Genomic DNA, 23,164 nt, shown 5'->3' with positions numbered 1-23,164 from the left:
ATGAACCTAACCGACCATTTCTTGATTGCCATGCCTGATATGGACGACCCGTTTTTCGAAAATTCGGTGATTTATGTGTGCGAACACAACGAAGAGGGCGCGTTGGGCATCATCATCAACAAACCGTCGCCGATTACGATGGACATGATTTTTGCGGCGACCGACCGCAATATCCCTTTGCGGATGCAGCACGAACACGTCATGATGGGCGGGCCGGTACAGATTGACCGCGGCTATGTCGTGCATACGCCCGTGGGCAACTGGCAAAACAGTATGATTGTTTCAGACGACATTGCGCTGACGTCTTCGCGCGATGTGATTGAAAACTTATCGCGTGATGGCGCGGTGGACAAAATTTTAATCAGCATAGGCTATTCGAGCTGGAGCAAAGGGCAGCTTGAACGCGAGCTGGCGGACAATGTCTGGCTGACGGTGAAGGCGGACGAGCATATTTTGTTCGATATGCCTTACGAACACCGCTACGTCGCTGCATTCGCCAAGCTGGGCATCCAACCCGATGCGCTTGTCTGTGGAGCCGGTCATGCATAAAGCACCGGTAGGGACGGTTTTGGCGTTTGATTTCGGTGAGGCGCGTATCGGCGTGGCGCAGGGCGATGCGGAACTTGGCTTGTCGCATCCTTTGGCGACTGTGACCGGCAACAGCAACGACGAGAAATTCAACGCCATTGCCAAGCTGATACGGGAATGGCAGCCCAAGCATTTGGTCGTCGGATTGCCGACCCACGCCGACGGTACGGAACACGAGTTGACCCGCCTCAGCCGCAAATTCGGCCGCCGCCTGCACGGGCGTTTCAACCTGCCCATATATTGGGTGGACGAACGGATGTCCTCGCTATATGCGGAAAGCCTGCTTGCCGAAGCGCAGGTATTCGGGCGCAAACAGAAGGCGGTACTTGACCAAGTGGCGGCGCAAGCGATTTTGCAGGGCTTTTTCGATGGCGGTGCGGCGGAGTATTTCAACGGCAGGGAAGAAGGTTCGGAAGAATAATTTGTTTGAGATAGTTTGAAAAAGGTCGTCTGAAAGTGGAGTTGGCGGGATTGGAATCCGGCAACAGGCTTTCAGACGACCTTTTTGCATCAGAACAAGGCTTCAATCCTTAACAGCGCGCCGACGCGGTGTTTTTGGTTTTCCTTGCGGTTGTTGTAGTAGTTGACTTCGGTTTGGGTGAACAGCCAGTTGCGCCAAATCGGTTGGCGGTAAGTGGTAAACGGACCGTAGGTATTGAGGGCGGCTTTGCGTTTTTCAATATTGCCGCCGGTGTACACGCCGTAGTTGACGTGGCGGTGTTTGCCGAGGTTGTGTTGGCGGAAGAGGCTGTTGCCCCATGTCCAGTCTTCGGTTTTATCGTGTTCGTATTGCAGGTGTGCCTGATTGGCGATAAAGCTTCTTTCGCTGGGGATGTAGCGCGTTTCCCAGTTGGTACGGACATGGTGTTTGCTCTTGATGCCGTAACGGTAGATTTGTTCCAAGCGGGTGTCGATGTGGTCGGTCAGTTGCCAATTGCTCGAGCTTTTGGCGCGGGCGAACAGGTCGCTGCCGGAGCGGATACCGATATCGAAGTCGGTATCGGTGCGCTGTTTGGCGAATACTTCAGACCAGCGCACGGCAAGAGAGGCGTTGTTGTCGCGGCTTTGGGATGCGTCGAATATCCTGCCGTTGGTATTGGTACGGTTGCGGTAGGCATTGGCCTCGTGTTTCAGCTCGTCGTCCAAAGAGTCGTCACCGAAAATCACATGGACTTTTTTCTCCAAGGTCGGCAGTTTCAGACGACCCCGTACGCGGGGCGTCACGGTAAATTTGTCGTCAGGGTTCCATTCGGTATCGAGCATGACGCGCAGGTTGGCGTCGGCAGGGTGGTCGGGATCGGGTTCGCCAAACCAGTCGTCGATGCGGTTGGACCATTTGTCCAAGCGTTTGGAAACGACTTCGTGGCGGTGGTCCACCCAAGTGTCGCCGTCAGCGGGCGGTTCGTCGTTCGCGGCGGCAAGCGTCGGGAAGAGGGTGAGCAGTGTGAGTAGGGATAACGTAGAGGTTCAGAGAGTCATTGTTTTTCCTAGCTTAAAGCATAAAGCTATTATGGACGGTATCTTAGGGGTAATGCAAGTCGTCTGAAAAAGGCTGTGATAAAATCCTGCACGCCCGGTTTGCCGCCGTTCTGTTGTGCAGAAAAGCATTCAAGCGGGCGCATACCAATACATTAAGGAAAACCGAATGAGTATTTTGTCGAAAATTTTTGGGAACAAGCCGTCCGGCGAAACGGTACAAGAGCCGCGCAGACTTTCCGCGCAGGAAAAAAGCGAGGGCGCGGCGCGGGCGATTTATGCGAAAGATAAAGTGTATGTGCCGCTGTCTGCCATGCAGGCGGATGTGTCGGAAGGGACGAGTATCCCGTATATAGGTCGTCTGAAAGACGGGCGGACGGTTTTATATGTATTTGAAAACTATGAGGCGGCGCGGGCTTTTTCAGACGAGCAGGACGGCGCTTTAAACGGCATCGCTTTGGTCGGTGCTTTGGATAAGGCGGACCAGTTCAATAATTTGAGTAATGTTCTGCGTATCGCGCACTCGCTGGGCATTCAACTGATGGAATACCGAGGACAGGACGGCGAGCATTTCGAATGCGCACTTTCTTGGTTGATGCGTGTGAACGGCGCGGACGGCATGGCGGCTTCCAGAGAGAAGATGGATGCTTTGTCCATCGGTAGCGATGCCAAGCTGCCGCTGCAATTTCATCCGATAGCCATCGTCGGTTTTTCCAATCCCTATAAAGTCACACCCGCGCGGGCGGAGGAATTGTTCAAGCAGTTTACGAATGTCGAAGATGACGAATTGCTGGACTTTTTTGCCGGCAACACGCCACAGGAGAATGTGTTGCTAATCGGGTTGGTGGAAAAATATTCGGCGGATTTGGCGAAATCCGTGAAATATATTGTTTGGAACCAATTGGCGGAGCAGCCGCTTTTTTTCGGGATAAACCGCAAAGACGGCGGACTTTACGCGCGGGAAGGTTATTTATACCTCTTTTACACCGACCGTTTCCAACACATGGGTCCTGCTGGCTGCCATCCCGTTTCCGGCAAGGAAGCAGCGTTGGACTTGGTTCGCCGCCACGAACTGAAAGGCATCGCCCTGACCGACGGGCTGCACAATATGGCGCGGTTTGAAAACGACGTGATTTTCCAAGACGGGGAATAGCGGAAACCTTCCTGCCTCGGCTTGAAATAAAGGGGCCTTGGATTCGGATTTCAAGTGCAACACAGGCTTTCAGACGACCTTTTTTGTTTTCGCGTCAATTCTCCCTAAGCCGGGTTTAATTGAGTTAAACCGCGAATTAAATGACGGAATTTTGTTACACTCGGCATTTTACACTTCACACAAAGGAAACATCATGGCATTAATAGACAGCCTGCTGAACACGGCAGCACAAGCACTGGGCGGTAAAGACGGTAGCGGCGCACAAAACTCTCTGACCGATATGGCGATGGATTTGGTACGTCAGCAAGGCGGCGTGGGCAGTCTGATCAACCAGTTGCAACAAGGCGGATTGGGCGACGTATTGAACAGCTGGGTTTCCAACCAACAAGACAACGCGCCCATATCCGGCAGCGATTTGCAAAACGCGCTGGGCAGCGACACCATCAGCCAAGTGGCGAAAAAGTTCGGCATTGATGCCAACCAGGCGGGCGACCTGCTGGCTCAAGTCCTGCCCAACCTCGTTGATAAAGCCACCCCCAACGGCTCGGCGCAGGAAGCCGACGGTTTCGGCTTGGACGACATCGCCTCCGCCATACTGAAAAACTTCACCAAATAAGTGGTACTTTAAACAAAAAGGTCGTCTGAAAACATTCTTTCAGACGACCTTTTTACCTTCTTTTCACATCAATCCTGCATCAGCCAATATTGCAGGCCGATTAGGGTTTTGCCGTCTTTGATTTCGTTGTGTGCCAAAGCGGTGCGGGCTTCTTCCTTGCTCATCAGGACGGTTTCGGTGATTTCGTCTTCGTCGTTGCTCAGAGTGCTGCCGAGGCGCACGCCTTCTGCTTGGTAGAAATACATTTTTTCGTCGCAGAAGCCGATGGCGGTGTAGAAGCTGCTGATGAGTTTGACGCGGTCGGCGGTGTACGGGGTTTCTTCCGCCAGCTCGCGCAGGGCGCATTCAGCGGGGTCTTCGCCTGCATCGAGTTTGCCGGCGGGCAGCTCGAGCGTGGCAGCGTCTGCGGCGTAACGCCATTGGCGCACGAGTACGGCTTTACCCTCTTCAGTAACCGCCAAAACACAGGCCGCTCCGGGATGGCGGATGACGATGCGCTGGCTTTCGTTGCCGTTGGGCAGGCGGACTTTGTCGCGGTTAATGGTAACAAATGAGCCTTGGTAAATCGGCTCGCTGCTGAGTTTGGTTTCTTTCAAATCCATTTGCGTGTTCTCTTTATTAAGTTTGATACGGGGTCGTCTGAAAATCGGGAATGGGTTTTAACTTCGTTGAAGCTTCGTTTTCAGACGACCTCTTGAGTCATGAAAAGGCTCGTCTGAAAGAAGCGAAGCAGGTTTCTCTAAGCCGTTTGTGCTGCTTTAAACCTTGCTGCGTTCGATTTCAATGCCGACTTCTTTGACATCGGGCAGGATGCCGGGCTTGATGATTTTGACGCGCACACTCAACGCGCCGAAATTGTCGAGGATGAGTTTGGCGATGTGTTCCGCCAATGATTCGAGCAAGAGGAAGCTTTGTTCGGCAAGGCTTGCCCTGACGGCTTCGCAGACTTCGCCGTAGTGGACGGTATTACCGATGTGGTCGTCTTGACCGCTTTGTTCGGGGATGCCGATGTCCAAGTCCAAAATTAGGGTTTGGGGGCATTCGCGTTCCCAGTCGTACACGCCGATTAAGGTGTCCGCCTTCATGCCGCGTAAAAAGATTTTGTCCATTTGCCTGCCTGTTTTTTTGATAAAATGAGCATCCCATTTTAAGTAAAGCATCTGAAATGTTCAATGTATCCGCCGTTATCGCGGCTTATTTAATCGGTTCGCTGTCGTTTGCCGTCATTGTTTCCAAATATTACGGCATGGACGATCCGCGCACTTACGGCTCGGGCAACCCCGGCGCGACCAATGTTTTGCGCAGCGGCAAGAAAAAAGCGGCGGCGCTGACTTTGCTGGGCGACGCGCTCAAAGGTTTGGTGGCGGTGGTTTTGGCACGCTGTCTGCAAGATGCTTTGAATCTGTCGGACATCACCATAGCAGCGGTTGCCGTCGCCGCGTTGGTCGGACATATGTGGCCGCTGTTTTTCGGCTTTAAAGGCGGCAAGGGCGTGGCAACTGCGTTGGGCGTACTGCTGGCGCTTTCTCCTGCAACGGCTTTGGTTTGCGCGGCAATTTGGCTGGTGATGGCGTTCGGCTTTAAAGTGTCCTCGCTTGCCGCGCTCGCCGCCACCGTAGCCGCGCCGCTCGTCGCCTTCTGGCTGATGCCCTACCCTTCTTGGGCTTGGGCGACCGTTGTCATCGCCGTGCTGGTGTTGTACCGCCATAAAAGCAATATTCAAAACCTGCTTCAGGGCAAAGAAGGCAAAATCGGAGACAAGGCGGACAAGCCTTAAACCTGATTTTATTTTTCAGACGACCTGTCCGATTGCGGAATGAACCAAGGTCGTCTGAAAACCTTCCAATCTACGCTGCGGCATCGCCTTAACCTGCCGCACGGTATCGAAAACCGATTTAATCCATTATAATCAAGCTCTTTTGTTCACAGCCAAACTTCCATGCCGAAACGCCCGTTCAAAACCATCCTGACCTCCTTTACCTTTGCCGCGCTGTCTGCCTGCTCGCTGGTCAAGTATCAGCCTGTCGCCACCATCAATAAAATTGACATGAACCAAGGCTATCGTTTTGAAACCAGCCAGTTTCGGCGCGAAGAAGACGACACCTTCATCATCCTGATGCTCTCCGGCGGCGGGACGCGCGCGGCGGCGTTGGGCTACGGCGTGTTGGAACAGCTTCAGCAGCAAAAAGTTACCATCGGCGGCAAAAGCAAGTCGCTGATGTCCAATGTCGATTTGGTGGTCGGCGTATCCGGCGGCTCCGTCCTCGCCGCCTACTTCGCGCTCAAAGGCGAAGAAACCATCCCCATGTTTTACAAGCGTTTCCTTCACCAAAACTTCCAACGCCAAGTCGTCAAACAAGCCTTCTCCATGTCCAACCTGCCCCGCCTCGCCTCGCCCGAATACGGACGCGGCGACCTCTTGCAGGAGCAGTTTGAAAACCACCTTTTCGGCAAAGCCACCTTCCGCGATTTGGAAATGCACGGCAAAGGCCCGTTCGCCATCATTTCCGCCACCGACATGGGCGCGGGCGAACGCCTGAACTTCACGCAAGAATATTTCGACCCCATGTGTATCGACTTGGTCAGATTGCGCCTGGCCCGCGCCGTTGCCGCCTCCAGCGCAGTGCCCATGATCTTCGCCCCGATTACCCTCAACAACAACGGCGGCAACTGCGGCTACACCCTGCCGCCGCAGCTGCAAATGACCGGCCTCGAGTCCCAAAAGCAGCAAAACGCCACCTATCAAGAGTTTAAAGACAGGTTCAACAAATACAGCGACAGCAAAACCCGCCCTTACATCCACCTGATAGACGGCGGGCTGACCGACAATCTCGGCATGCGCAGCCTCTTGGACATGACCGAAATGTATCCCGACAAAGTGTTGGAACAACAAATCCGCAGCCGCAACCTGCGACACATCGTCGTCATCAGCGTCAATGCCCAAAACCAAATCAGCAGCAATATGGACAAAACCGCCGCTGTGCCGAGATTCCGCGACGTCGTTACCGCCATTGTCAGTATTCCCATCGACCAATACACCCAAGAATCCCTGCGCCGCTTCCGCGTCTTTGTCGATCAACGCAACGAAGCCAACCGACAAAGCGGCGACGGAATCAGCTTCTCCTTTGTCAGCCTCAACCTCAAAGACCTGCCGCCCTCCGCGTTGCGCGACAAAGTGTTGAACATCCCCACCAGCTTCCACCTCCCGCCCGAAGACGTGGACAACCTGCGGACCGCAGCGGCGGAGCTGATGAAACAGTCCCAAGACTACCAAAAACTGCTGCACGAATTTGCCGCACACCCCAACCCCGAAAGCATCTTCGCCGAGCCGCCGCCACCCGATCCCAAAGACGGCAAAGCAGCCCAAAAACAAAACAAACCCATCCCATAACGACATTTCAGACGACCCATAAAACCCAAAGGTCGTCTGAAACACCGAAACGGAACACCCCAATCATGAACGATAAAACCAGCCCCATCGTTACCGACATCAACCGCCCCGTCCTCGTCCCGCCCGGCGGCCATAAAAAAGTCCTGCTGCATTCCTGCTGCGCCCCGTGCAGCGGCGAAGTGATGGAAGCCATGCTCGCCAGCGGCATCGACTACACCATCTACTTCTACAACCCCAACATCCACCCGCTCAAAGAATACATGCTGCGCAAAGAAGAAAACATGCGCTTCGCCGACAAATTCGGCATCCCCTTCATCGACAAAGACGACGACTACGAAAACGACCGCAAAGAATGGTTCGCCAAAGCCAAAGGCATGGAATTCGAACCCGAACGCGGCATCCGCTGCACCATGTGTTTCGACATGCGTTTCGAAAAAGCCGCCCAATACGCCCACGAAAACGGCTTCCCCGTCTTCACCAGCTCGCTGGGCATTTCCCGCTGGAAAAACATGGCGCAAATCAACGACTGCGGCCACCGCGCCGCCGCACCTTACGACGACGTCGTGTATTGGGATTTCAACTGGCGCAAAGGCGGCGGCAGCGCGCGCATGATCGAAATCAGCAAACGCGAACACTTCTACCAACAAGAATACTGCGGCTGCGCCTACTCCCTGCGCGACTCCAACGCCCACCGCAAATCGCAAGGCCGCATCCCCATCAAACTAGGCGTGCTGTATTACGGAGACGAATCCACACAATACGAACCCTCGCCTGACGAACAGGCAGCCAAAATCGTTGTGGACAAATAATGGTCTCAGGTTTGATATAAAGAAGGTCGTCTGAGAGTTTCAGACGACCTGCTTCATTCCCGCTACATCACAAAACGGCTGCCGGATAAGAGCCGATGACTTTGACAAACGAAGCGCGTTCGCTCAAGAGCCGCAGGGCGTTTTGGACTTTTTCGTCGTTTTGATGTCCTTCGATGTCGATGAAGAACAGGTATTCCCACAGCGCGGATTTGCTCGGGCGGCTTTCGAACTTGGTCATGGAAATGCCTGATTCGGTAAACGGCTGCAACAACGAAGCGACAGCACCGGCGCGGTTGGGCGCGGAGACTGCCAGCGAGGTTTTGTCGTTGCCGCTGCTGCCTGTATCTTGATGCCCCATGACCAAGAAGCGCGTGGTGTTATTCGGCTCGTCTTCGATGCATTCGGCGACATAGTTCAAATGATAAATATCGGCCGCGGTACGCCCTGCGATGGCGGCGATACTGGGGTCGTCTGATTCTGCCACCAGCCTTGCCGCTTCTCCGTTGCTGGAAACGGCGATGCGTTCGGCGTTGGGCAGGTTGCGTCCGAGCCAGTCGTTGCATTGCGCCAGCGCTTGGGCGTGGGCGAAGACTTTTGTGATGCCGCCCAATTCGTGCGTACCTTTACGCAAGAGGTTGTGATGGATGCGGACAATGACTTCGCCGCAGGCTTTCAATGCGGTTACTGCCAATAAGTCTAAGGTACGGCCAACCGAGCCTTCGGTCGAGTTTTCAACCGGCGCGACCAAATAATCTGCCTGCCGCGTTTCAACTTGTCGGAAACACTGGTCTATGGTTTGAAATGCGGCGGTATGGGCGGCATGGCCGAAATGTTTGATGGCTGCCTGCTGGGTAAACGTTCCCTGCGGACCGAGGTAGGCAATCGTCAGCGGACGCTCCAACGCCAAGCATTCGCTCATCACTTCGCGAAACAGTCTTGCGATGGACTCGTCAGGCAGCGGACCTTGGTTCAAACTCTGAATCCGCCTCAATACTGCCACTTCGCGCTCGGGACGGTACACCGCACCCGTTCCTTTCAATTCGCCGATAGCGTGTGCATGACCTGCGCGCTCGTTCAACAGGCGCAAAATCTCGGCATCGATTTCATCGATGGCATTGCGGTGCGGCAAAAGCTGTTCGTCAATGGATAAGGACATATCGACAAGCCCCTTTGTGATTCATTCATCAATATAAACAATCATTTTAACATCAAACAGGTCGTCTGAAAGCCTGAATACGTTTTCAGACGACCTGTTTTATAGTGGATTAACTTTAAATCAGGACAAGGCGACGAAGCCGCAGACAGTACAGATAGTACGGAACCGATTCACTTGGTGCTTCAGCACCTTAGAGAATCGTTCTCTTTGAGCTAAGGGCGAGGCAACGCCGTACTGGTTTAAAGTTAATCCACTATAGAATCCCTCCGTTCTTTCTCGAACGCAGCCTTTACCGGCATCATTTTGCCGCCCGTTTGGCGCGTATCTGGCGTATATTTTGGGGATTTGGTACAGGGGTCGTCTGAAAATGTAAAGACAGCGTCCCTGCAATGCAAAAAAGCGCAAAAGCATAGGAAAACAAGCTATCAAAAAACTCAAAATGCGTGTTAAGATTAGCCATCACTATCCGCCGCACCCGTTTATTTCGGGTTTGCGCAGCGCATACAATCACGAAAAGGAAATCCCATGAGTCGCGTATTACTCGTAGATGACGACGCTTTGCTGACTGAATTGCTTACCGAATACCTTACCGCCGAAGGATTGAATGTCCACAGCGTTCCGGACGGTGAAGCCGGTGTACACGAAATCCTGACCGGCCAGTACGATGTCGTCGTATTAGACTCCATGATGCCGAAAATGAACGGCTTGGACGTATTGAAAAACGTCCGCTCCCAAAGCACCGTTCCCATCATCATGCTGACCGCCAAAGGCGACGACATCGACCGCATCATCGGATTGGAAATGGGTGCGGACGACTATGTTCCGAAACCTTGCACCCCGCGCGAACTGTTGGCACGCATCAACGCCATCCTGCGCCGTGCGCAACAAAGCGGCGAGCCCAACAACGCACCAAACAGCATTTCCGTCAGCGATGTTGTCCTGTACCCTGCCAAACGTCAGGCGACCATCAAAGACACTCCGCTTGAGCTGACCAGCACCGAGTTCAACCTGCTCGAAGTCCTGATGCGCCATGCCGGACAAGTCGTCAGCAAAGAAACTTTGTCCATCGAAGCGCTTGACCGCAAACTGGCAAAATTCGACCGCAGCATCGACGTCCATATCTCCAGCATCCGCCACAAACTGGGCGATGCCTCGCTGATTCAGACCGTACGGGGCTTGGGCTACCTGTTTGTTAAAAACTAAAGATAAAACAGATCAATGAAACTGTTTCAACGCATCTTCGCCACATTTTGCGCAGTCATCGTCTGCGCAATCTTTGTGGCGAGTTTTTCTTTTTGGCTGGTGCAAAACACCCTTGCCGAAAACCAATTCAACCAACGCCGCACCATCGAAACCACTTTGATGAACAGCATCCTCTCCGCCTTTAGGGCGCGCGGTGACAGCGGTGCGCGCGAAATTTTGGCGGAATGGGAAGACAGCCCCGTCTCCAATTCCGTTTACGTCATTTTGGGCGACGAGAAAAAAGACATCCTCGACCGCAATATCGACGGACACACCATCGAACGCGCCCGTGTGTTTGCCATCAATAATCCCAATTCTGATTTGGCGCACATCGAATACGACCGTTTCGGCGAAGAATACCTCTTCTTTATCAAAGGTTGGGACAGCCATCAGGCGCAACGCCTGCCCAGCCCGCTCTTTATCCCGGGCCTGCCGCTCGCCCCGATTTGGCACGAATTTATCATCCTCTCCTTCATCATCGTCGTCGGTCTGCTGATGGCGTATATCCTCGCCAGCAACATTACCAAGCCCATCAAAATCTTGGGCAGCGGTATGGACAGGGTGGCAAACGGCGAACTTGAAACCCGTATTTCGCAGCAAGTGGACGACCGCGACGACGAATTGTCCCACCTTGCCATCCAGTTCGACAAAATGGCGGAAAAACTGGAAAAACTCGTTGCCAAAGAACGCCACCTGCTGCACCACGTCTCCCACGAAATGCGCTCGCCTTTGGCGCGCATGCAGGCAATCGTCGGACTGATTCAGGCGCAGCCGCAAAAGCAGGAACAATACCTGAAAAGGCTGGAAGGCGAATTGACCCGCATGGATACCTTGGTCGGCGAATTGCTGACGCTTTCACGACTGGAAACATCCAACATCCCGCTGGAAAAAGAAAGCCTGAAGCTCGTCCCCTTCCTGAAAAACATCGTGGAAGACAACCAAAGCATCGCCCAGCAGAACAAACAAACCGTTACCCTTTCAGTCGAACCCAGAATCCCCGAAAATGCCACGGTCTGCGCCAACGAAGGCTATTTGTACCGCGCGTTTGACAACGTTATCCGCAACGCCATCAATTACAGCCCCGAAGGCAGCACCATCCGAGTCAATATCAGACAAGACAGCAAGCATTGGATTGTGGACGTTACCGACAACGGTCCCGGCGTGGACGAAATGCAACTGCCGCATATTTTCACCGCCTTTTACCGTGCCGACTCCAGCGCCAGCAAACCCGGTACCGGCTTAGGCCTTGCCCTGACCCAACACATCATGGAGCAGCACAACGGCAAAATCATGGCTGAAAACATCAAGCCGAATGGTTTGAAAATACACTTTATCCTGCCCAAAAAGAAAGTGAACGGCAAAACGGAAAAACCGCATCCTAAAAACTCTTGACCATGAATGTTGCCCATCGGGGTTTGTATAGTGGATTAAATTTAAATCAGGACAAGGCGACGAAGCCGCAGACAGTACAGATAGTACGGAACCGATTCACTTGGTGCTTCAGCACCTTAGAGAATCGTTCTCTTTGAGCTAAGGGCGAGGCAACGCCGTACTGGTTTAAAGTTAATCCACTATAAAAAAATTGCCACACCCCAAGCCTACAAAAGGTCGTCTGAAAAGAACAAACCCTTACGTTCCCGCCTTTCAGACGACCTTTTATGCCATTTGTCATATATAATGCAAGTGAATAATTAAATCATTTAAAGTCCGCATATTCCGCCATAAAGAGCAGCGAAACAGACTATCCATTGATAACAAAACCAACAACGAACGCCCAATCCCGTTCACTCATCACACACCTCTTCCAACCCAAACCGCCCGAAAGGTCGTCTGAAACGCAGCGTCCACACACCGAAAAGGAGGCACCATGTCCGCCCAATCCATGTCCGGCTACTTCTTCATGCCCAACCACATCATTCTCGTGGGCGCGAGCGAACGCCCATACAGCTTGGGCGAACGCATCCTGAGCAACCTCCTGAGCGCACCGTTTCAAGGTCAAATTACACCCGTCAACCTCCGCCACCGCACGGTTGCGGGACTCACCTCCTACACCAACCTCAACAAAATCCCCGGCAGCGCCGACCTCGTCATCGCCGTAACGCCGCCTGACAGCTACGACGCCCTGTTCAAATCCTGCCGCAAAAAACAGTTCGGCCACATCATCCTCATCCAAGACTGGGAAAGCCTGTCCGACGACGAATGGCACACCGCCGAAGCCGCCATCAAAAAACACCACGGCGACGAACTCAACATCAGCGTGTGCAGCCCCTCCGGCGTGCAGCTTCCATCGCAAAGCCTCAACATCAGTTCCCAACCCGACCATCCGGCAGGCTACACCGCCCTTTTGACCGGACACGCCTCCGTCAGCAGTGAAATCAACCTCATGTTGCAAAAAATGGGACAGGGCATTTCACGCCACATCAGCCTCAACTATCCGCTCAGCCCCACCACCTCTGCCGACTGGCTCAACCGTTTCGGCCACAACCGCCACACCAAAGTTGCCGTTATTGAACACAACCCGGCCGAAAACCAGCGCAACCTGTTCAGCGCCATCCGCCATTTCACCCGCCACACCCCGCTCATCCTCCACGTTACCCACCGTTCGGACGACACCGAAAAAGCCGTGTTACGCTGCCTCGCGCGCCATTGCAACTTCCTCGCCACATTCAGCAGCAGCGAACTCGAAGCCGCCCTGCACGCGCGTTTGTCCGACCTCCCCCCTCTGAACAGCATCGACATCCTGTCCGACACCCCTGCCGAGTGGCTGGAAACCTGTGCCCCCCAAAACCTAAAACTCCAATTCCCCACCAAGCAGCCGCACATCCGCCAAGGCTACATCGGCAGCACACCCACGCCCGCCCATTACCACAGCATCGCCAGCCAACACCTTCAAAATACCCATCATACCGAAGCCCTGCTCGCCATCGTTGCCCCGACCGACAGTCCCGACGAAAAAAATCTGACCCGCACCCTGAGCATGCTGGCGAAACAAACTGCCAAACCCCTGCTTGTCAGCAGCCGCTTTTCAGACGACCTCCTGCATTTCGACCGTCCCGAACAAGCCCTGCAAGCCGTATCGTTCCGCAACATTGCCGACCAACTGCAAAAAGAGCAGCGACGCATCGCCACGCCTAAAAAAGGTCGTCTGAAAACCCCGCAAGCAAGAAACATTACCAAAGCCCTCGCCTCAAAAGACCTGCCCCTGCTTGCCGAAGCCCTGTGCCTGCCTGCCTATCGGCACACCGTGCATAACGCCGTGCAATTCCGTTTTCAACGCCATACCGTCTATGGCGACATTCTGGCCGTATGCCATCAAGGCAAACCCACCGCCGCGCTCCCGCCGTTCTCTACGCTAGACAGCGAACACATCGCCCGTTTCGTCCAACTCGACAATACACACACCCTCAACCAGCTCCTACACACCCTAAACACACTCAGCCAACGGCAGCAATACATCGGCGAAATCCTGCTCAACCTCAACGGCGACCAATACAGCAGCGACTTTGTCTTACATGCTGACGAACGTCCTTCCCCCAAAAATAAACCAACCAATATAGCCACCCTCAAGCTCGAACAAGCCGCCGCCAAAGTACAGACCGCAGCGGAATACCTGCGCAGCAAAAATCCGACTGCCGCCGAGTTCCTCCGCAACACCGGCGAAGCCGCCGCCGAACTTTTGGGCGCAAAAACCGAAAGCGAAGCCCTCATCCAAAACGTGCTTGCCCCCTACCCGACCGAGCATCCTGCCACGCTTACCCTCAAAAACGGCGAAACCGTAACCATCCGCCCCTTCACCCCCGAAGACGCGGAAGCCAAGCAACAATTCGTCCGCAGCCTGTCTCCGCAAGCGCGCTACACCCGCTTCATGACCCACACCAACGAATTGCCCATCCCCACCCTCGCGCGCTTCAGCAAACTCGACTACCACAGCGAAGCCGCATGGACGGCACGCAATTCAGACGACCTCATCGTCGCCGTCAGCCGCTTCAGCCGCATCAACCGCAACGAATGCGAATTCGGCATCACGCTTGCTGAAAACGTGCGCGGCAAAGGGTTAGCAGCAGAAATGATGAAGCTGATTATCCAATCGGCAACACAACAAGGCTACCGCGTCATGAGTGCCCAAATACTCAAATCCAACACCCCTATGCTTAAACTTGCTGAAAAATCAGGCTTTACCATCACCCCTTCAGAAGAAGACAACACTTTGTGCCAAGCACGCCTCAACCTGACCACTCCGCAAAACAGCAACAAAAACAAATAAAAACTTGCATGAACAACGCAAAATATCCTAAAATTAGCGGTTTCTTATCTATCCGATTTTCTCAAAAGGACTCAAAATGGTAGTTATCCGTTTGGCTCGCGGTGGTTCTAAACACCGTCCCTTCTTCCACGTAGTCGTTGCCGACTCCCACAACCGCCGCGACGGCCGCTTCATCGAGCGCGTTGGCTTCTACAACCCTGTCGCCAATGAAAAACAAGAGCGCGTACGCCTCCAAGCCGACCGCCTGAACCACTGGATCGCCCAAGGCGCACAAGTCAGCGACGCAGTTGCAAAACTGATCAAAGAACAAAAAGCTGCTGCTTAATCACCGGCTAATCTTGCTATGACCGACACTCGACAACGGGTAGCCATGGGCTACATCAAAGGCGTATTCGGCATCAAAGGCTGGCTCAAAATAGCCGCCAATACAGAATACGCCGACAGCCTCCTGGACTACCCTGAGTGGCAGTTAAGCAAAGACGGTAAAACCCTGAACGTAACACTCGAAGCCGGCAAAATCGTCAGCGGAGAGCTTCAGGTCAAATTCGAAGGCATAGACGATCGCGATCAAGCTTTTGCCCTGCGCGGCTATACCATCGAAATCCCCCGAGAAGAATTCGCCCCCACCGAGGAAGACGAATATTATTGGGCAGATTTAGTCGGCATGACCGTTGTCAACAAAGACAATATCGTGCTTGGCAAAGTCACAAACCTGATGGAAACCGGCGCCAACGATGTTTTGATGATTAATGGCGAACATGGTCAAATTCTGATCCCGTTCGTATCCAACTACATCGAAACCGTCGATACCGAAGGCACAACCATTACCGCCGACTGGGGCTTAGACTACTGATGTTGATTCAAGCCATCACCATCTTCCCCGAAATGTTCGACAGCATTACCGAATACGGCGTAACCGGTCGCGCAAAAAAACAAAACCTTTGGCAATTCCAAGCCATCAATCCCCGCAAATTCGCCGACAACAAACTCGGCTATATTGACGACCGCCCCTTTGGCGGAGGTCCGGGAATGATTATGATGGCGCCGCCGCTGCAAGCAGCGATAGAAGAAGCCAAACAAACATCTTCAGCGCCTGCAAAAGTCATCTACCTTAGTCCGCAAGGTCAACCGCTGACCCACAAAAAAGCCGTAGAGCTTGCAAAATCCCCGCATCTCATACTGCTTTGCGGACGATACGAAGGAATTGACGAACGCCTGCTGCAAAGCAGCGTAGATGAAGAAATCAGCATAGGCGACTTTGTCGTTTCCGGCGGAGAGCTACCCGCCATGATGCTGATGGATGCCGTACTCAGACTGATACCTGGCGTATTGGGCGACATACAGTCAGCCGAACAGGATTCGTTTTCAGACGACCTATTAGACTGCCCCCATTACACCAAACCTTTAGAATTCCAAGGCATGACCGTCCCTGACGTATTGCGTTCGGGCAATCATGGCTTGATAGCCGAATGGCGGTTGAAACAATCGCTGCGGCGCACCCTGGAGCGCAGACCAGACCTGCTGGAAAAGCGCAGTTTAATCCCAAAGGAATCCCGCCTCTTAAAAGAAATCTTGCAAGAGCAACAGGAAATCCAATCATAATTTAGGAAAAACAATGAACCTGATTCAACAATTAGAGCAAGAAGAAATCGCTCGCCTGAACAAAGAAATCCCCGAATTCGCACCGGGCGACACCGTAGTCGTTTCCGTACGCGTAGTAGAGGGTTCACGCAGCCGTCTGCAAGCTTACGAAGGCGTTGTTATCGCCCGTCGTAACCGCGGCTTGAACAGCAACTTCATCGTCCGCAAAATTTCCAGCGGCGAAGGCGTTGAGCGTACTTTCCAACTCTACTCCCCTACCGTAGAAAAAATCGAAGTAAAACGCCGCGGTGACGTCCGTCGCGCCAAACTGTACTACCTGCGCGGCCTGACCGGTAAAGCTGCCCGCATTAAAGAAAAATTGCCTGCCCGTAAAGGTTAAGCAAAAGAATTGCAAAACAAAATCCCCACTTTTCAGTGGGGATTTTTATTTTGCAATTCTTATAACGGATCTTCGCAGAAATTTGATCTAAAAAATAAATCAGAGCAAGGCAATGAGGTTGCCGACAGCAAAATGTATAAAACTATTTCACTTATTACCCTGATAACTCAATAAAAAATTATTCTTTTCAAACCAGAGTAAAGTAAAGCTGTGCAGGTGTTTAACCTTAACTCTCTATACAACAATATATCCCAATAAAAACCGGTTTCAGACGACCTTTGATGTAATCGGGGTCGTCTGAAACCGGTGGATTTACGATTCCGCCTTATCTTCCGCCTTTTCCTTCTGACCGGGCAGATAAGGCATGATGACTTCAGACAATGATTGAAAATAAGGAATGCTGTACGAGCTTTGCCAATCTTCCGTTTCCGGCAAATCGGTGTGGGCGCAGACCATGACCGCCAAAGTGACCAGCAACACGCCTTTGGCTGCGCCGAACACGCCGCCCAATACCCTGTTGACGCTTCCCAAGCCCATCGATGACGCTGTGTTGGTCAGTATGGTGCGTAAAAACTGCTGTAAAAAACGCGCCAAAAAGAAAATCACGACAAACGAAATGGCAACGCCCAAGGCGCGCGGTTGAATCGATTTAAACGCCACTTCCGAAAACGGTACGGCAAATGTTTTAGCCAACAAAAAGGAAATCACCCACGCAAACAGCGAACCCGCTTCGGCAATGACGCCGCGTATCATCGACATCACGATACACGCCGCAATTACGCCGAAGGCGAGTATGTCGGCTAACGGAATATCATTCATTGGTGACCTGTCCGGCAATACCGTGTACGCGCAGTTTGTTCAAGTCGCGTTCGGCGTCGTAGGCGTTTTTGTATGCGCCTGATTTGACACGGTAAACCTTGCCTTTATCCGTCATCACTTCGGTAATGGTTGAGTCGATACCTGCTGCTTTCATTTTGCGTTGCAGGCTCAAGGCGCGTTCTTTTTCAGCATAACCTGCCTGAATGGCGGCTTTTTTACCTGATTTGACTTCGGCGGTTTTGGTTTTTGCCTTTTCAGACGACCTTTCGGCAGTAGCGGTTTTCTCTGCCTTGGCCGTCTGCTCGGTTTTGGCTTTGGCAACTTTCGCTTCGGCTTCCCTTACTGCGGAAGCTTTTTTGCTGGCCGTTTCAATTTTTTCGTATTTGGAAGCATCTACCCGAATTCTTTCTTTAGGTTCGGATGCGGATGCTGTGACGGCTTCTTTGGCTTTTTCCGCTGCCGCTTTGTGTTTCGCCGCCGCTTCTTCTTTGGCTTTTAATGCCTTACGTTCGGCAACGGCTTTCTCGGCTTTTTCCAACTGTGCCAATTTGTTGCGTTCGGCTGCGGCGGCACGTTCCGCCTTCTCGGCTTTGGCAGCTTGAAGCGCACGTTTACGCGCTGCGGCATTGGCTTCGCGTTCTGCTGCTTCTTGGGCTTGAAGCTGCTGCGCTTTACGCTGCTCTTCACGGTTACGGCGGCGCTCTTCCGCGCGTCGCTCGGCTGCTTCGCGTTTGGCGGCTTCGGCTTTTTGGATTTTCTCAGACTCTTCCAAACCTTTGATGTCGCTGTCTGACAGCGTATCGTTAATCAGCACCAAAGGCGGGCCTACATCTTCGGGCGCGGCTGGCGGCGCATCAGGTTGCGGCTCGGCTTGCGCAGTTTGCTCCGGCGCGGCGGTTTCCTGCGGTTTGTCCGCTACTTCGGCATCGGCATTTTTAGCCGCTTCTGCCGCTGCTTCCAAATCTTCTTTGGTAGAAGGCTCCAACACGGTCGCATCCGCCAGGTTGGCAGGTTCTGCGTTGGCATTATTCTGTTGGATGGTTGTAGTTTGGGCGTTTTCTTCTTCTGGCTTGTTTTCCGGTCCGGTTGACAGGGCGACGCCCAATAAAACGGTCGATGCCGCCACCAACCCCGATGCCATAACCAAGCGGCGGCGGTTGCGGCGTTTGAGCTGTTCGTAACCGGTCAAAACTTCATTTTGCTTATTGTCAGACATGGAGATTTCCTTTTACAACGCCGCCATCACGTCGGCAACGGTATGAAATGAGCCGAAAACAACGATTCTATCATTTTCGCCCGCCTTAGCCAAAGCGGCGCGGTACGCCTCGTGAACGGAGGTAAAAGTTTGTATATTTTCGATATTTTGTGCTTCCAGTTTCGCCTGCAAGGCTTCCGCCGTCATGCCGCGCGGCACGTCCAAAGGCGCGATATACCACTCGTCAAACTGGTCTTTAACGATTTCCAACACGCCGTCTATGTCTTTGTCGGACAGCATGCTGAACACGGCGGTGCGTTTTTGCGCAAACGCCAAATTAATCAGGCTGCGGCGTAAGGCGCGGGCGGCGTGGGGGTTGTGTCCGACATCCAAAACGGTCAGCGGACGGCCGGGCAGAACTTGGAAGCGCCCGGGGTTTTCAACCAGCAGCAAACCGCGCTTGATGGCGCCGATGTCCACCGGCAATTTTTCGTTCAAACATTCCAACACGGTCAGTGCGCAGGCGGCGTTGGAAAGCTGGTATGCGCCGCGCAATGCGGGGAACGGCAGGGAATTGCGGTTGCGCGCGGGGTCGTCTGAATGCTGCGGATGGAAGCGGTAGTTCCATTGGATATTTTCCAATGAAGAAAAATCGAAATCGCGCTGCACCATCAGCAGTTTCGCGCCTATGGCTTCAGCGTGTGCGACCAACGATTCGGGCGCGGGGTTTTGCCCGCAGATTGCGGGTTTGCCGCTACGAAACACGCCTGCTTTTTCAAAACCGACCTGTTCGACCGTATCGCCCAAAAACGCCTGATGGTCCAAATCCACGCTGGTGACCACCGCGCAATCGCAGTCGAACACATTGACCGCGTCCAAACGTCCGCCCAAGCCGACTTCCAATATCATTACATCGACTTGTTCGCGAATGAAGATATCGACCGCCGCCAAGGCATTGAATTCAAAATAAGTCAGCGATATTTCGCCGCGTGCCGCTTCGATGCGCTCGAAGGAAGCGGTGATGAGGTCGTCTGAAACCGGTTCGGCGTTGACGGCGATGCGTTCGTTGTAACGCAATAAATGCGGGCTGGTCAGCGTACCGACTTTGAAGCCTGCCTGTTTGTAAATCTGCGTCAGATAGGCGCAGACCGAACCTTTCCCGTTTGTTCCCGCAACAACGACGACGGGGCATTGCGGCTCGAGCTTCATGCGTTTTTTCACTTCGCCCGTGCGTTCCAAGCCCATATCGATTAAGCCGCCGCTGTGGGCGGTTTCCAAATGCGAGAGCCAGTCTTGTAATGTTTTCATGTGTGTTTCGTTTTTCAAAAGGTCGTCTGAAACCGTCGTTTCGGAATAATTTGGACGGTTACTGCTGCTTGCGTGGATTATTTTTATATTGGGTTTAATTTGTATAGGACAAGACGAGAAACCGCCTTGCTGAGATTAAATCGGATTCGCGTCATCCTGAGCCTGACACCAGCGCGCCCAAACTTTCAGACGACGGTAAGATTCTTTATCTGCCATATCGGGCGTGACGCATTGCCGTATCGTTTTGCCATCGGCGTTCCACTGCAAAAACAAAGCGTAAGGGGTCAGCATGGTCGCACTGTCCAACACCGCGCCCTGCCCTTCTCCGTCTCCGCAAAATACGGAAGCGCGCGCATGGCGGTCAATGGTGATTTTCTTTACCGCACCCGCCGTCCGCAAATTCACCACGCGCCAAGCGTGGACAAAACTGCCCGCCAACGCCGCCAGCCCGAACCACATCATCCAACCGTAAAACCATATCAGGCACACGGCAACTGCGGACAAATGCAACAAAACGGACAAGGCTTTTAAAGAACGGGACGGCTTCAAGGTCGTCTGAAAAGCGCGCATCGCCCTACATCATATTGTCGAACACGGGCGTAATGCTCAATTCCGCTTCTTCCATGTCCAAAACCATATCGTGGATTTCGGTATCGAAAAATTCCCAAAACGCCTTCAGGCTCATGTCTTGCGGCCACTTGCTTTTATCGATGTCCCAGCCTGCCAACTCCGCCTCGAAAATCTGTTGGTAGCGTTCGTCAAAATAGGCAATTACGGCTTCCGGCTCGTCAAACTGCGGCACGAGGAATACGGAGCAGTTGGCACGGATTTGCTCGATGGTGAGGTCGGGCATATTTTCATCGGCGGATTTCAGCCATTCCAAAAAGCGGGCGGTCGGCTTAAGCACGACGGCGGTACGGTCAACAAAAAAATACATGATTTTCCTTTGCAACGGCAAAATCGGAAATGACCTCTTTGCCGTCTATATCTATCGGTTGCATTCGCCAAAGGTCGTCTGAAAGCCCAAATCTGTCTTTCAGACGACCTTTTGACAAGCTGTTAATGCGTCATCACTTGCTGTAAGAACTGTTTGGCGCGTTCGTGTTTCGGATTGGTGAAAAACTCTTCAGGCGTTTCGTTTTCCAAAATCTGCCCTTTATCCACAAAAATAATGCGGTCAGCCACTTCGCGCGCAAAGCCCATTTCATGCGTAACACACATCATGGTCATACCGCTTTCCGCCAAATCCTGCATCACTTTCAACACTTCGCCGACCATTTCCGGATCGAGCGCGGAAGTCGGTTCGTCAAACAACATCACACGCGGCTCCATCGCCAACCCGCGCGCAATCGCCACGCGCTGCTGCTGACCGCCGGAAAGCTGGCTGGGGAATGCATCTTTTTTATGCGCCAAACCCACGCGTTCCAACAGCTCCATCGCCTTTTCCTCAGCCTGTTCGCGGCTTTGTTTTTTCACCTTCATCGGCGACAGGATGATGTTTTCCAATACGGTCAGATGCGGATACAGATTGAAGCCTTGGAACACAAACCCGACTTCTTCGCGCACCTTGTTCAAATCCGTTTGCGGATCGGCAACATTGATACCGTCCACCCAAATCTCGCCGCTCTCAATGCTTTCAAGCTGGTTGACGGTACGGATGAGCGTCGATTTGCCGCTGCCCGAAGGCCCGCAAACCACCACGACCTCACCCTGCCCCACTTCCAGACTGACGTCGTTAATAACGTGCAGGTCTTTGAAATGTTTGTGTACATTTTTGAATTTAATCATATCGTTTGAGTTTAATGTCGATTAATCGGCTGTAACGTAACTTCCTGTTGAGTAGAAGCAGGAATATTAATGATAATCTGCTGGCCCGGCTGGGCAGCATAAGAAGATTGGGAAACGTTTCGTGAAGGAATTTGTTGGGTGGGATAATTGTAACTACCCGTACATTGATACTCAGTTATCACTCTAAATCTTTCACAACCAAATCCATTATTTTCTATACATTGTTTACTACTTGTACCAAATGCTTCCGCATCAGAATATCCCCAAGCATTACATCGTTTTACAGCCTGTTCTTGTGATGCTTCCCTATTAATCATTGGGGATTCAAGCAAGGCATAGTCATAAGCCATTTTCACAATTCCATCAGCCTTGCTCCCACTTATCGGAACCATAGTTTTATGAGTAGTACAAGCACTGACAACAAATAAAGATAATACAACAAGGGACGTTTTCATTGATTTTCCTTTTCTTAATTTAGTTATAAAGAATTTTAAATTACTTGCAAGCTAAATAATTGCTCAGTTCCACATATTTTTCCGGCGCGATATGTTCGGCGCGGTCTTGCGGGCTGATACCGACTGCCTGCAAATCATCATCACTGGCAAGTTCTTTCAAATTGTTGCGTATGGTTTTACGGCGTTGGTGGAAGGCGAGTTTCACCAGTTTGGCAAAATGCTCGAAATCGTCCGCATTGCCGATACGGTGCTTCACCGGAATCATGCGTACCACTGCCGAATCCACTTTCGGCGCGGGGTCGAACGATTCGGGCGGCACGTCAATCAGCAGCTCCATATCGAAAAAATATTGCAGCATCACGCCCAAGCGGCCATAGTCGTTGCTTTTCGGCGCGGCAACCATACGTTCGACCACTTCTTTTTGCAGCATAAAGTGCATATCGACGACATCGTCCGCCACTTCCGCCAGCTTGAACAAAAGCGGCGTGGAAATGTTGTACGGCAGGTTGCCGACGATTTTCTTTTTGCCCGCGATGCTGTTGAAATCAAACTGCAATACATCGCCTTCATGAATCACGAGCTTATCCGCAAACGGCAGCGTTTTCAGACGACGTACGATGTCGCGGTCGATTTCGATAACGTGCAGACAGTTCAGCTTCTTCGCCAAAGGCTCGGTAATCGCCGCCAAGCCCGGCCCGATTTCAATCACCACATCATCCGCCTGCGGACGCACGGCGTTGACAATATCGGCAATAATCCGCGTATCCTGCAAAAAATTCTGCCCGAAGCGTTTCCGGGCCTTATGTTCTTTCATCGCGTCTCTTCAAACTGTCGATCATTATAATAAGCGCGTATTGTAACTGAAAAACATAGCGTTTTGTCGGACAAGAAAGAGGTCGTCTGAAAACGTTTTTCAGACGACC

Annotated in this window: 26 protein-coding genes and 1 pseudogene; 15 read left to right on the top strand and 12 right to left on the bottom strand. The window is 52.6% G+C overall.

All coding sequences use genetic code 11. The annotated features are described in order from the left end of the window. Together HMPREF2907_RS04435 and ruvX are read left to right on the top strand one after the other, a co-directional pair. Window positions 1–549 (top strand): YqgE/AlgH family protein, encoded by a 549-nt coding sequence (locus HMPREF2907_RS04435; RefSeq protein ID WP_070680465.1) that lies wholly within the window; start codon window positions 1–3, stop codon window positions 547–549. Next, a complete protein-coding gene (gene ruvX, locus HMPREF2907_RS04430) occupies window positions 542–1,009 on the top strand; it encodes a Holliday junction resolvase RuvX (RefSeq protein ID WP_070680462.1) in 468 nt (155 codons plus the stop codon). The genes HMPREF2907_RS04435 and ruvX overlap by 8 nt, the downstream gene beginning before the upstream one ends. An 89-nt stretch (window positions 1,010–1,098) precedes the next feature. Here the strand turns inward: ruvX and HMPREF2907_RS04425 are convergent, their stop codons facing one another. Beyond that, the gene (locus tag HMPREF2907_RS04425; RefSeq protein WP_070680459.1) at window positions 1,099–2,031 is read right to left on the bottom strand and encodes a hypothetical protein; all 933 of its coding nucleotides are present in this window, start codon (window positions 2,029–2,031) and stop codon (window positions 1,099–1,101) included. Between the two features lie 202 nt (window positions 2,032–2,233). Here HMPREF2907_RS04425 and HMPREF2907_RS04420 point away from each other — a divergent pair, with 202 nt between their 5' ends. Next, window positions 2,234–3,217: a hypothetical protein gene (locus HMPREF2907_RS04420; RefSeq protein ID WP_070680456.1), complete on the top strand. Its 984-nt coding sequence runs from the start codon at window positions 2,234–2,236 to the stop codon at window positions 3,215–3,217. A 193-nt stretch (window positions 3,218–3,410) separates the two neighbouring features. Further along, complete coding sequence (locus tag HMPREF2907_RS04415) at window positions 3,411–3,833, top strand: YidB family protein (protein ID WP_070680453.1); 423 nt, start codon at window positions 3,411–3,413, stop codon at window positions 3,831–3,833. 68 nt (window positions 3,834–3,901) lie between these two features. On the opposite strand, the gene HMPREF2907_RS04410 is transcribed toward HMPREF2907_RS04415, so the two are convergent. Together HMPREF2907_RS04410 and folB are read right to left on the bottom strand one after the other, a co-directional pair. Beyond that, window positions 3,902–4,435: an NUDIX hydrolase gene (locus tag HMPREF2907_RS04410; RefSeq protein ID WP_003760014.1), complete on the bottom strand. Its 534-nt coding sequence runs from the start codon at window positions 4,433–4,435 to the stop codon at window positions 3,902–3,904. Between the two features lie 156 nt (window positions 4,436–4,591). Beyond that, a complete protein-coding gene (gene folB, locus HMPREF2907_RS04405) occupies window positions 4,592–4,942 on the bottom strand; it encodes a dihydroneopterin aldolase (RefSeq protein ID WP_070680897.1) in 351 nt (116 codons plus the stop codon). Between the two features lie 56 nt (window positions 4,943–4,998). Here folB and plsY point away from each other — a divergent pair, with 56 nt between their 5' ends. The 3 genes from plsY (at window position 4,999) to HMPREF2907_RS04390 (ending at window position 8,033) form a co-directional block, all read left to right on the top strand. Further along, the gene (plsY, locus tag HMPREF2907_RS04400) at window positions 4,999–5,610 is read left to right on the top strand and encodes a glycerol-3-phosphate 1-O-acyltransferase PlsY (RefSeq protein ID WP_070656738.1); all 612 of its coding nucleotides are present in this window, start codon (window positions 4,999–5,001) and stop codon (window positions 5,608–5,610) included. Window positions 5,611–5,772: 162 nt separating this feature from the next. Then, window positions 5,773–7,224 (top strand): patatin-like phospholipase family protein, encoded by a 1,452-nt coding sequence (locus HMPREF2907_RS04395; RefSeq protein ID WP_070680452.1) that lies wholly within the window; start codon window positions 5,773–5,775, stop codon window positions 7,222–7,224. A 65-nt stretch (window positions 7,225–7,289) separates the two neighbouring features. Continuing rightward, window positions 7,290–8,033, top strand: a complete 744-nt coding sequence (locus HMPREF2907_RS04390) for an epoxyqueuosine reductase QueH (protein ID WP_039406844.1) — start codon at window positions 7,290–7,292, stop codon at window positions 8,031–8,033. 67 nt (window positions 8,034–8,100) lie between these two features. On the opposite strand, the gene pheA is transcribed toward HMPREF2907_RS04390, so the two are convergent. Continuing rightward, complete coding sequence (pheA, locus tag HMPREF2907_RS04385) at window positions 8,101–9,189, bottom strand: prephenate dehydratase (protein ID WP_019271448.1); 1,089 nt, start codon at window positions 9,187–9,189, stop codon at window positions 8,101–8,103. Between the two features lie 525 nt (window positions 9,190–9,714). Between pheA and misR the strand changes: the two genes are divergently transcribed. From misR to rplS, 8 genes and pseudogenes are all read left to right on the top strand, one after another. Then, window positions 9,715–10,392, top strand: a complete 678-nt coding sequence (gene misR / locus HMPREF2907_RS04380; RefSeq protein WP_003740839.1) for a two-component system response regulator MisR — start codon at window positions 9,715–9,717, stop codon at window positions 10,390–10,392. Window positions 10,393–10,407: 15 nt separating this feature from the next. After that, entirely contained in the window at window positions 10,408–11,823 is a 1,416-nt protein-coding gene (locus tag HMPREF2907_RS04375; RefSeq protein WP_070680449.1) for a HAMP domain-containing sensor histidine kinase, read from the top strand. 26 nt (window positions 11,824–11,849) lie between these two features. Further along, window positions 11,850–11,912, top strand: a pseudogene (locus HMPREF2907_RS13510) (transposase); the annotation flags it as partial. A 386-nt stretch (window positions 11,913–12,298) separates the two neighbouring features. Further along, entirely contained in the window at window positions 12,299–14,695 is a 2,397-nt protein-coding gene (locus tag HMPREF2907_RS04370; protein WP_070680446.1) for a bifunctional acetate--CoA ligase family protein/GNAT family N-acetyltransferase, read from the top strand. 76 nt (window positions 14,696–14,771) lie between these two features. Continuing rightward, window positions 14,772–15,020 (top strand): 30S ribosomal protein S16, encoded by a 249-nt coding sequence (gene rpsP, locus HMPREF2907_RS04365; RefSeq protein ID WP_003740833.1) that lies wholly within the window; start codon window positions 14,772–14,774, stop codon window positions 15,018–15,020. An 18-nt stretch (window positions 15,021–15,038) separates the two neighbouring features. Further along, complete coding sequence (gene rimM / locus HMPREF2907_RS04360; protein WP_070680445.1) at window positions 15,039–15,548, top strand: ribosome maturation factor RimM; 510 nt, start codon at window positions 15,039–15,041, stop codon at window positions 15,546–15,548. Further along, on the top strand, window positions 15,548–16,297 hold the full coding sequence (gene trmD, locus HMPREF2907_RS04355) for a tRNA (guanosine(37)-N1)-methyltransferase TrmD (RefSeq protein ID WP_003740829.1): 750 nt from the start codon (window positions 15,548–15,550) through the stop codon (window positions 16,295–16,297). The genes rimM and trmD overlap by 1 nt, the downstream gene beginning before the upstream one ends. Window positions 16,298–16,310: 13 nt before the next feature. Then, window positions 16,311–16,676: a 50S ribosomal protein L19 gene (rplS, locus tag HMPREF2907_RS04350; protein ID WP_003679470.1), complete on the top strand. Its 366-nt coding sequence runs from the start codon at window positions 16,311–16,313 to the stop codon at window positions 16,674–16,676. Between the two features lie 312 nt (window positions 16,677–16,988). Here the strand turns inward: rplS and HMPREF2907_RS04345 are convergent, their stop codons facing one another. The 8 genes from HMPREF2907_RS04345 to rsmA all read right to left on the bottom strand — a co-directional run bounded on the left by HMPREF2907_RS04345 (window position 16,989) and on the right by rsmA (window position 23,055). Beyond that, complete coding sequence (locus HMPREF2907_RS04345) at window positions 16,989–17,495, bottom strand: CvpA family protein (protein ID WP_070680442.1); 507 nt, start codon at window positions 17,493–17,495, stop codon at window positions 16,989–16,991. Continuing rightward, window positions 17,488–18,711, bottom strand: coding sequence for an SPOR domain-containing protein (locus tag HMPREF2907_RS04340; protein WP_070680440.1), 1,224 nt, complete (start codon window positions 18,709–18,711; stop codon window positions 17,488–17,490). Before HMPREF2907_RS04340 ends, HMPREF2907_RS04345 begins: the two co-directional genes overlap by 8 nt. Window positions 18,712–18,723: 12 nt before the next feature. Beyond that, window positions 18,724–19,998 (bottom strand): bifunctional tetrahydrofolate synthase/dihydrofolate synthase, encoded by a 1,275-nt coding sequence (gene folC / locus HMPREF2907_RS04335; RefSeq protein ID WP_070680437.1) that lies wholly within the window; start codon window positions 19,996–19,998, stop codon window positions 18,724–18,726. A 135-nt stretch (window positions 19,999–20,133) separates the two neighbouring features. Next, window positions 20,134–20,568, bottom strand: coding sequence for a protein YgfX (locus tag HMPREF2907_RS04330; RefSeq protein WP_070680434.1), 435 nt, complete (start codon window positions 20,566–20,568; stop codon window positions 20,134–20,136). Window positions 20,569–20,572: 4 nt separating this feature from the next. Next, window positions 20,573–20,935, bottom strand: coding sequence for a hypothetical protein (locus HMPREF2907_RS04325; RefSeq protein WP_070680431.1), 363 nt, complete (start codon window positions 20,933–20,935; stop codon window positions 20,573–20,575). 122 nt (window positions 20,936–21,057) lie between these two features. Then, complete coding sequence (locus tag HMPREF2907_RS04320; RefSeq protein WP_070680427.1) at window positions 21,058–21,786, bottom strand: amino acid ABC transporter ATP-binding protein; 729 nt, start codon at window positions 21,784–21,786, stop codon at window positions 21,058–21,060. Between the two features lie 11 nt (window positions 21,787–21,797). Beyond that, window positions 21,798–22,241: a YecR family lipoprotein gene (gene yecR, locus HMPREF2907_RS04315; RefSeq protein ID WP_070680423.1), complete on the bottom strand. Its 444-nt coding sequence runs from the start codon at window positions 22,239–22,241 to the stop codon at window positions 21,798–21,800. 40 nt (window positions 22,242–22,281) lie between these two features. Further along, window positions 22,282–23,055 carry a 16S rRNA (adenine(1518)-N(6)/adenine(1519)-N(6))-dimethyltransferase RsmA gene (gene rsmA / locus HMPREF2907_RS04310; protein ID WP_070680420.1) on the bottom strand — a complete coding sequence of 258 codons (774 nt, stop codon included), beginning with the start codon at window positions 23,053–23,055 and terminating at the stop codon, window positions 22,282–22,284. Window positions 23,056–23,164: the final 109 nt, after the last annotated feature.

Origin of the sequence: Neisseria sp. HMSC055H02, assembly GCF_001813335.1 — a bacterium.
Taxonomy (GTDB): Bacteria; Pseudomonadota; Gammaproteobacteria; order Burkholderiales; family Neisseriaceae; genus Neisseria; species Neisseria sicca_C.
The sequence above is the reverse complement of the archived record's forward strand: the minus strand, read 5'-3'. Positions and strand labels throughout refer to the sequence as shown.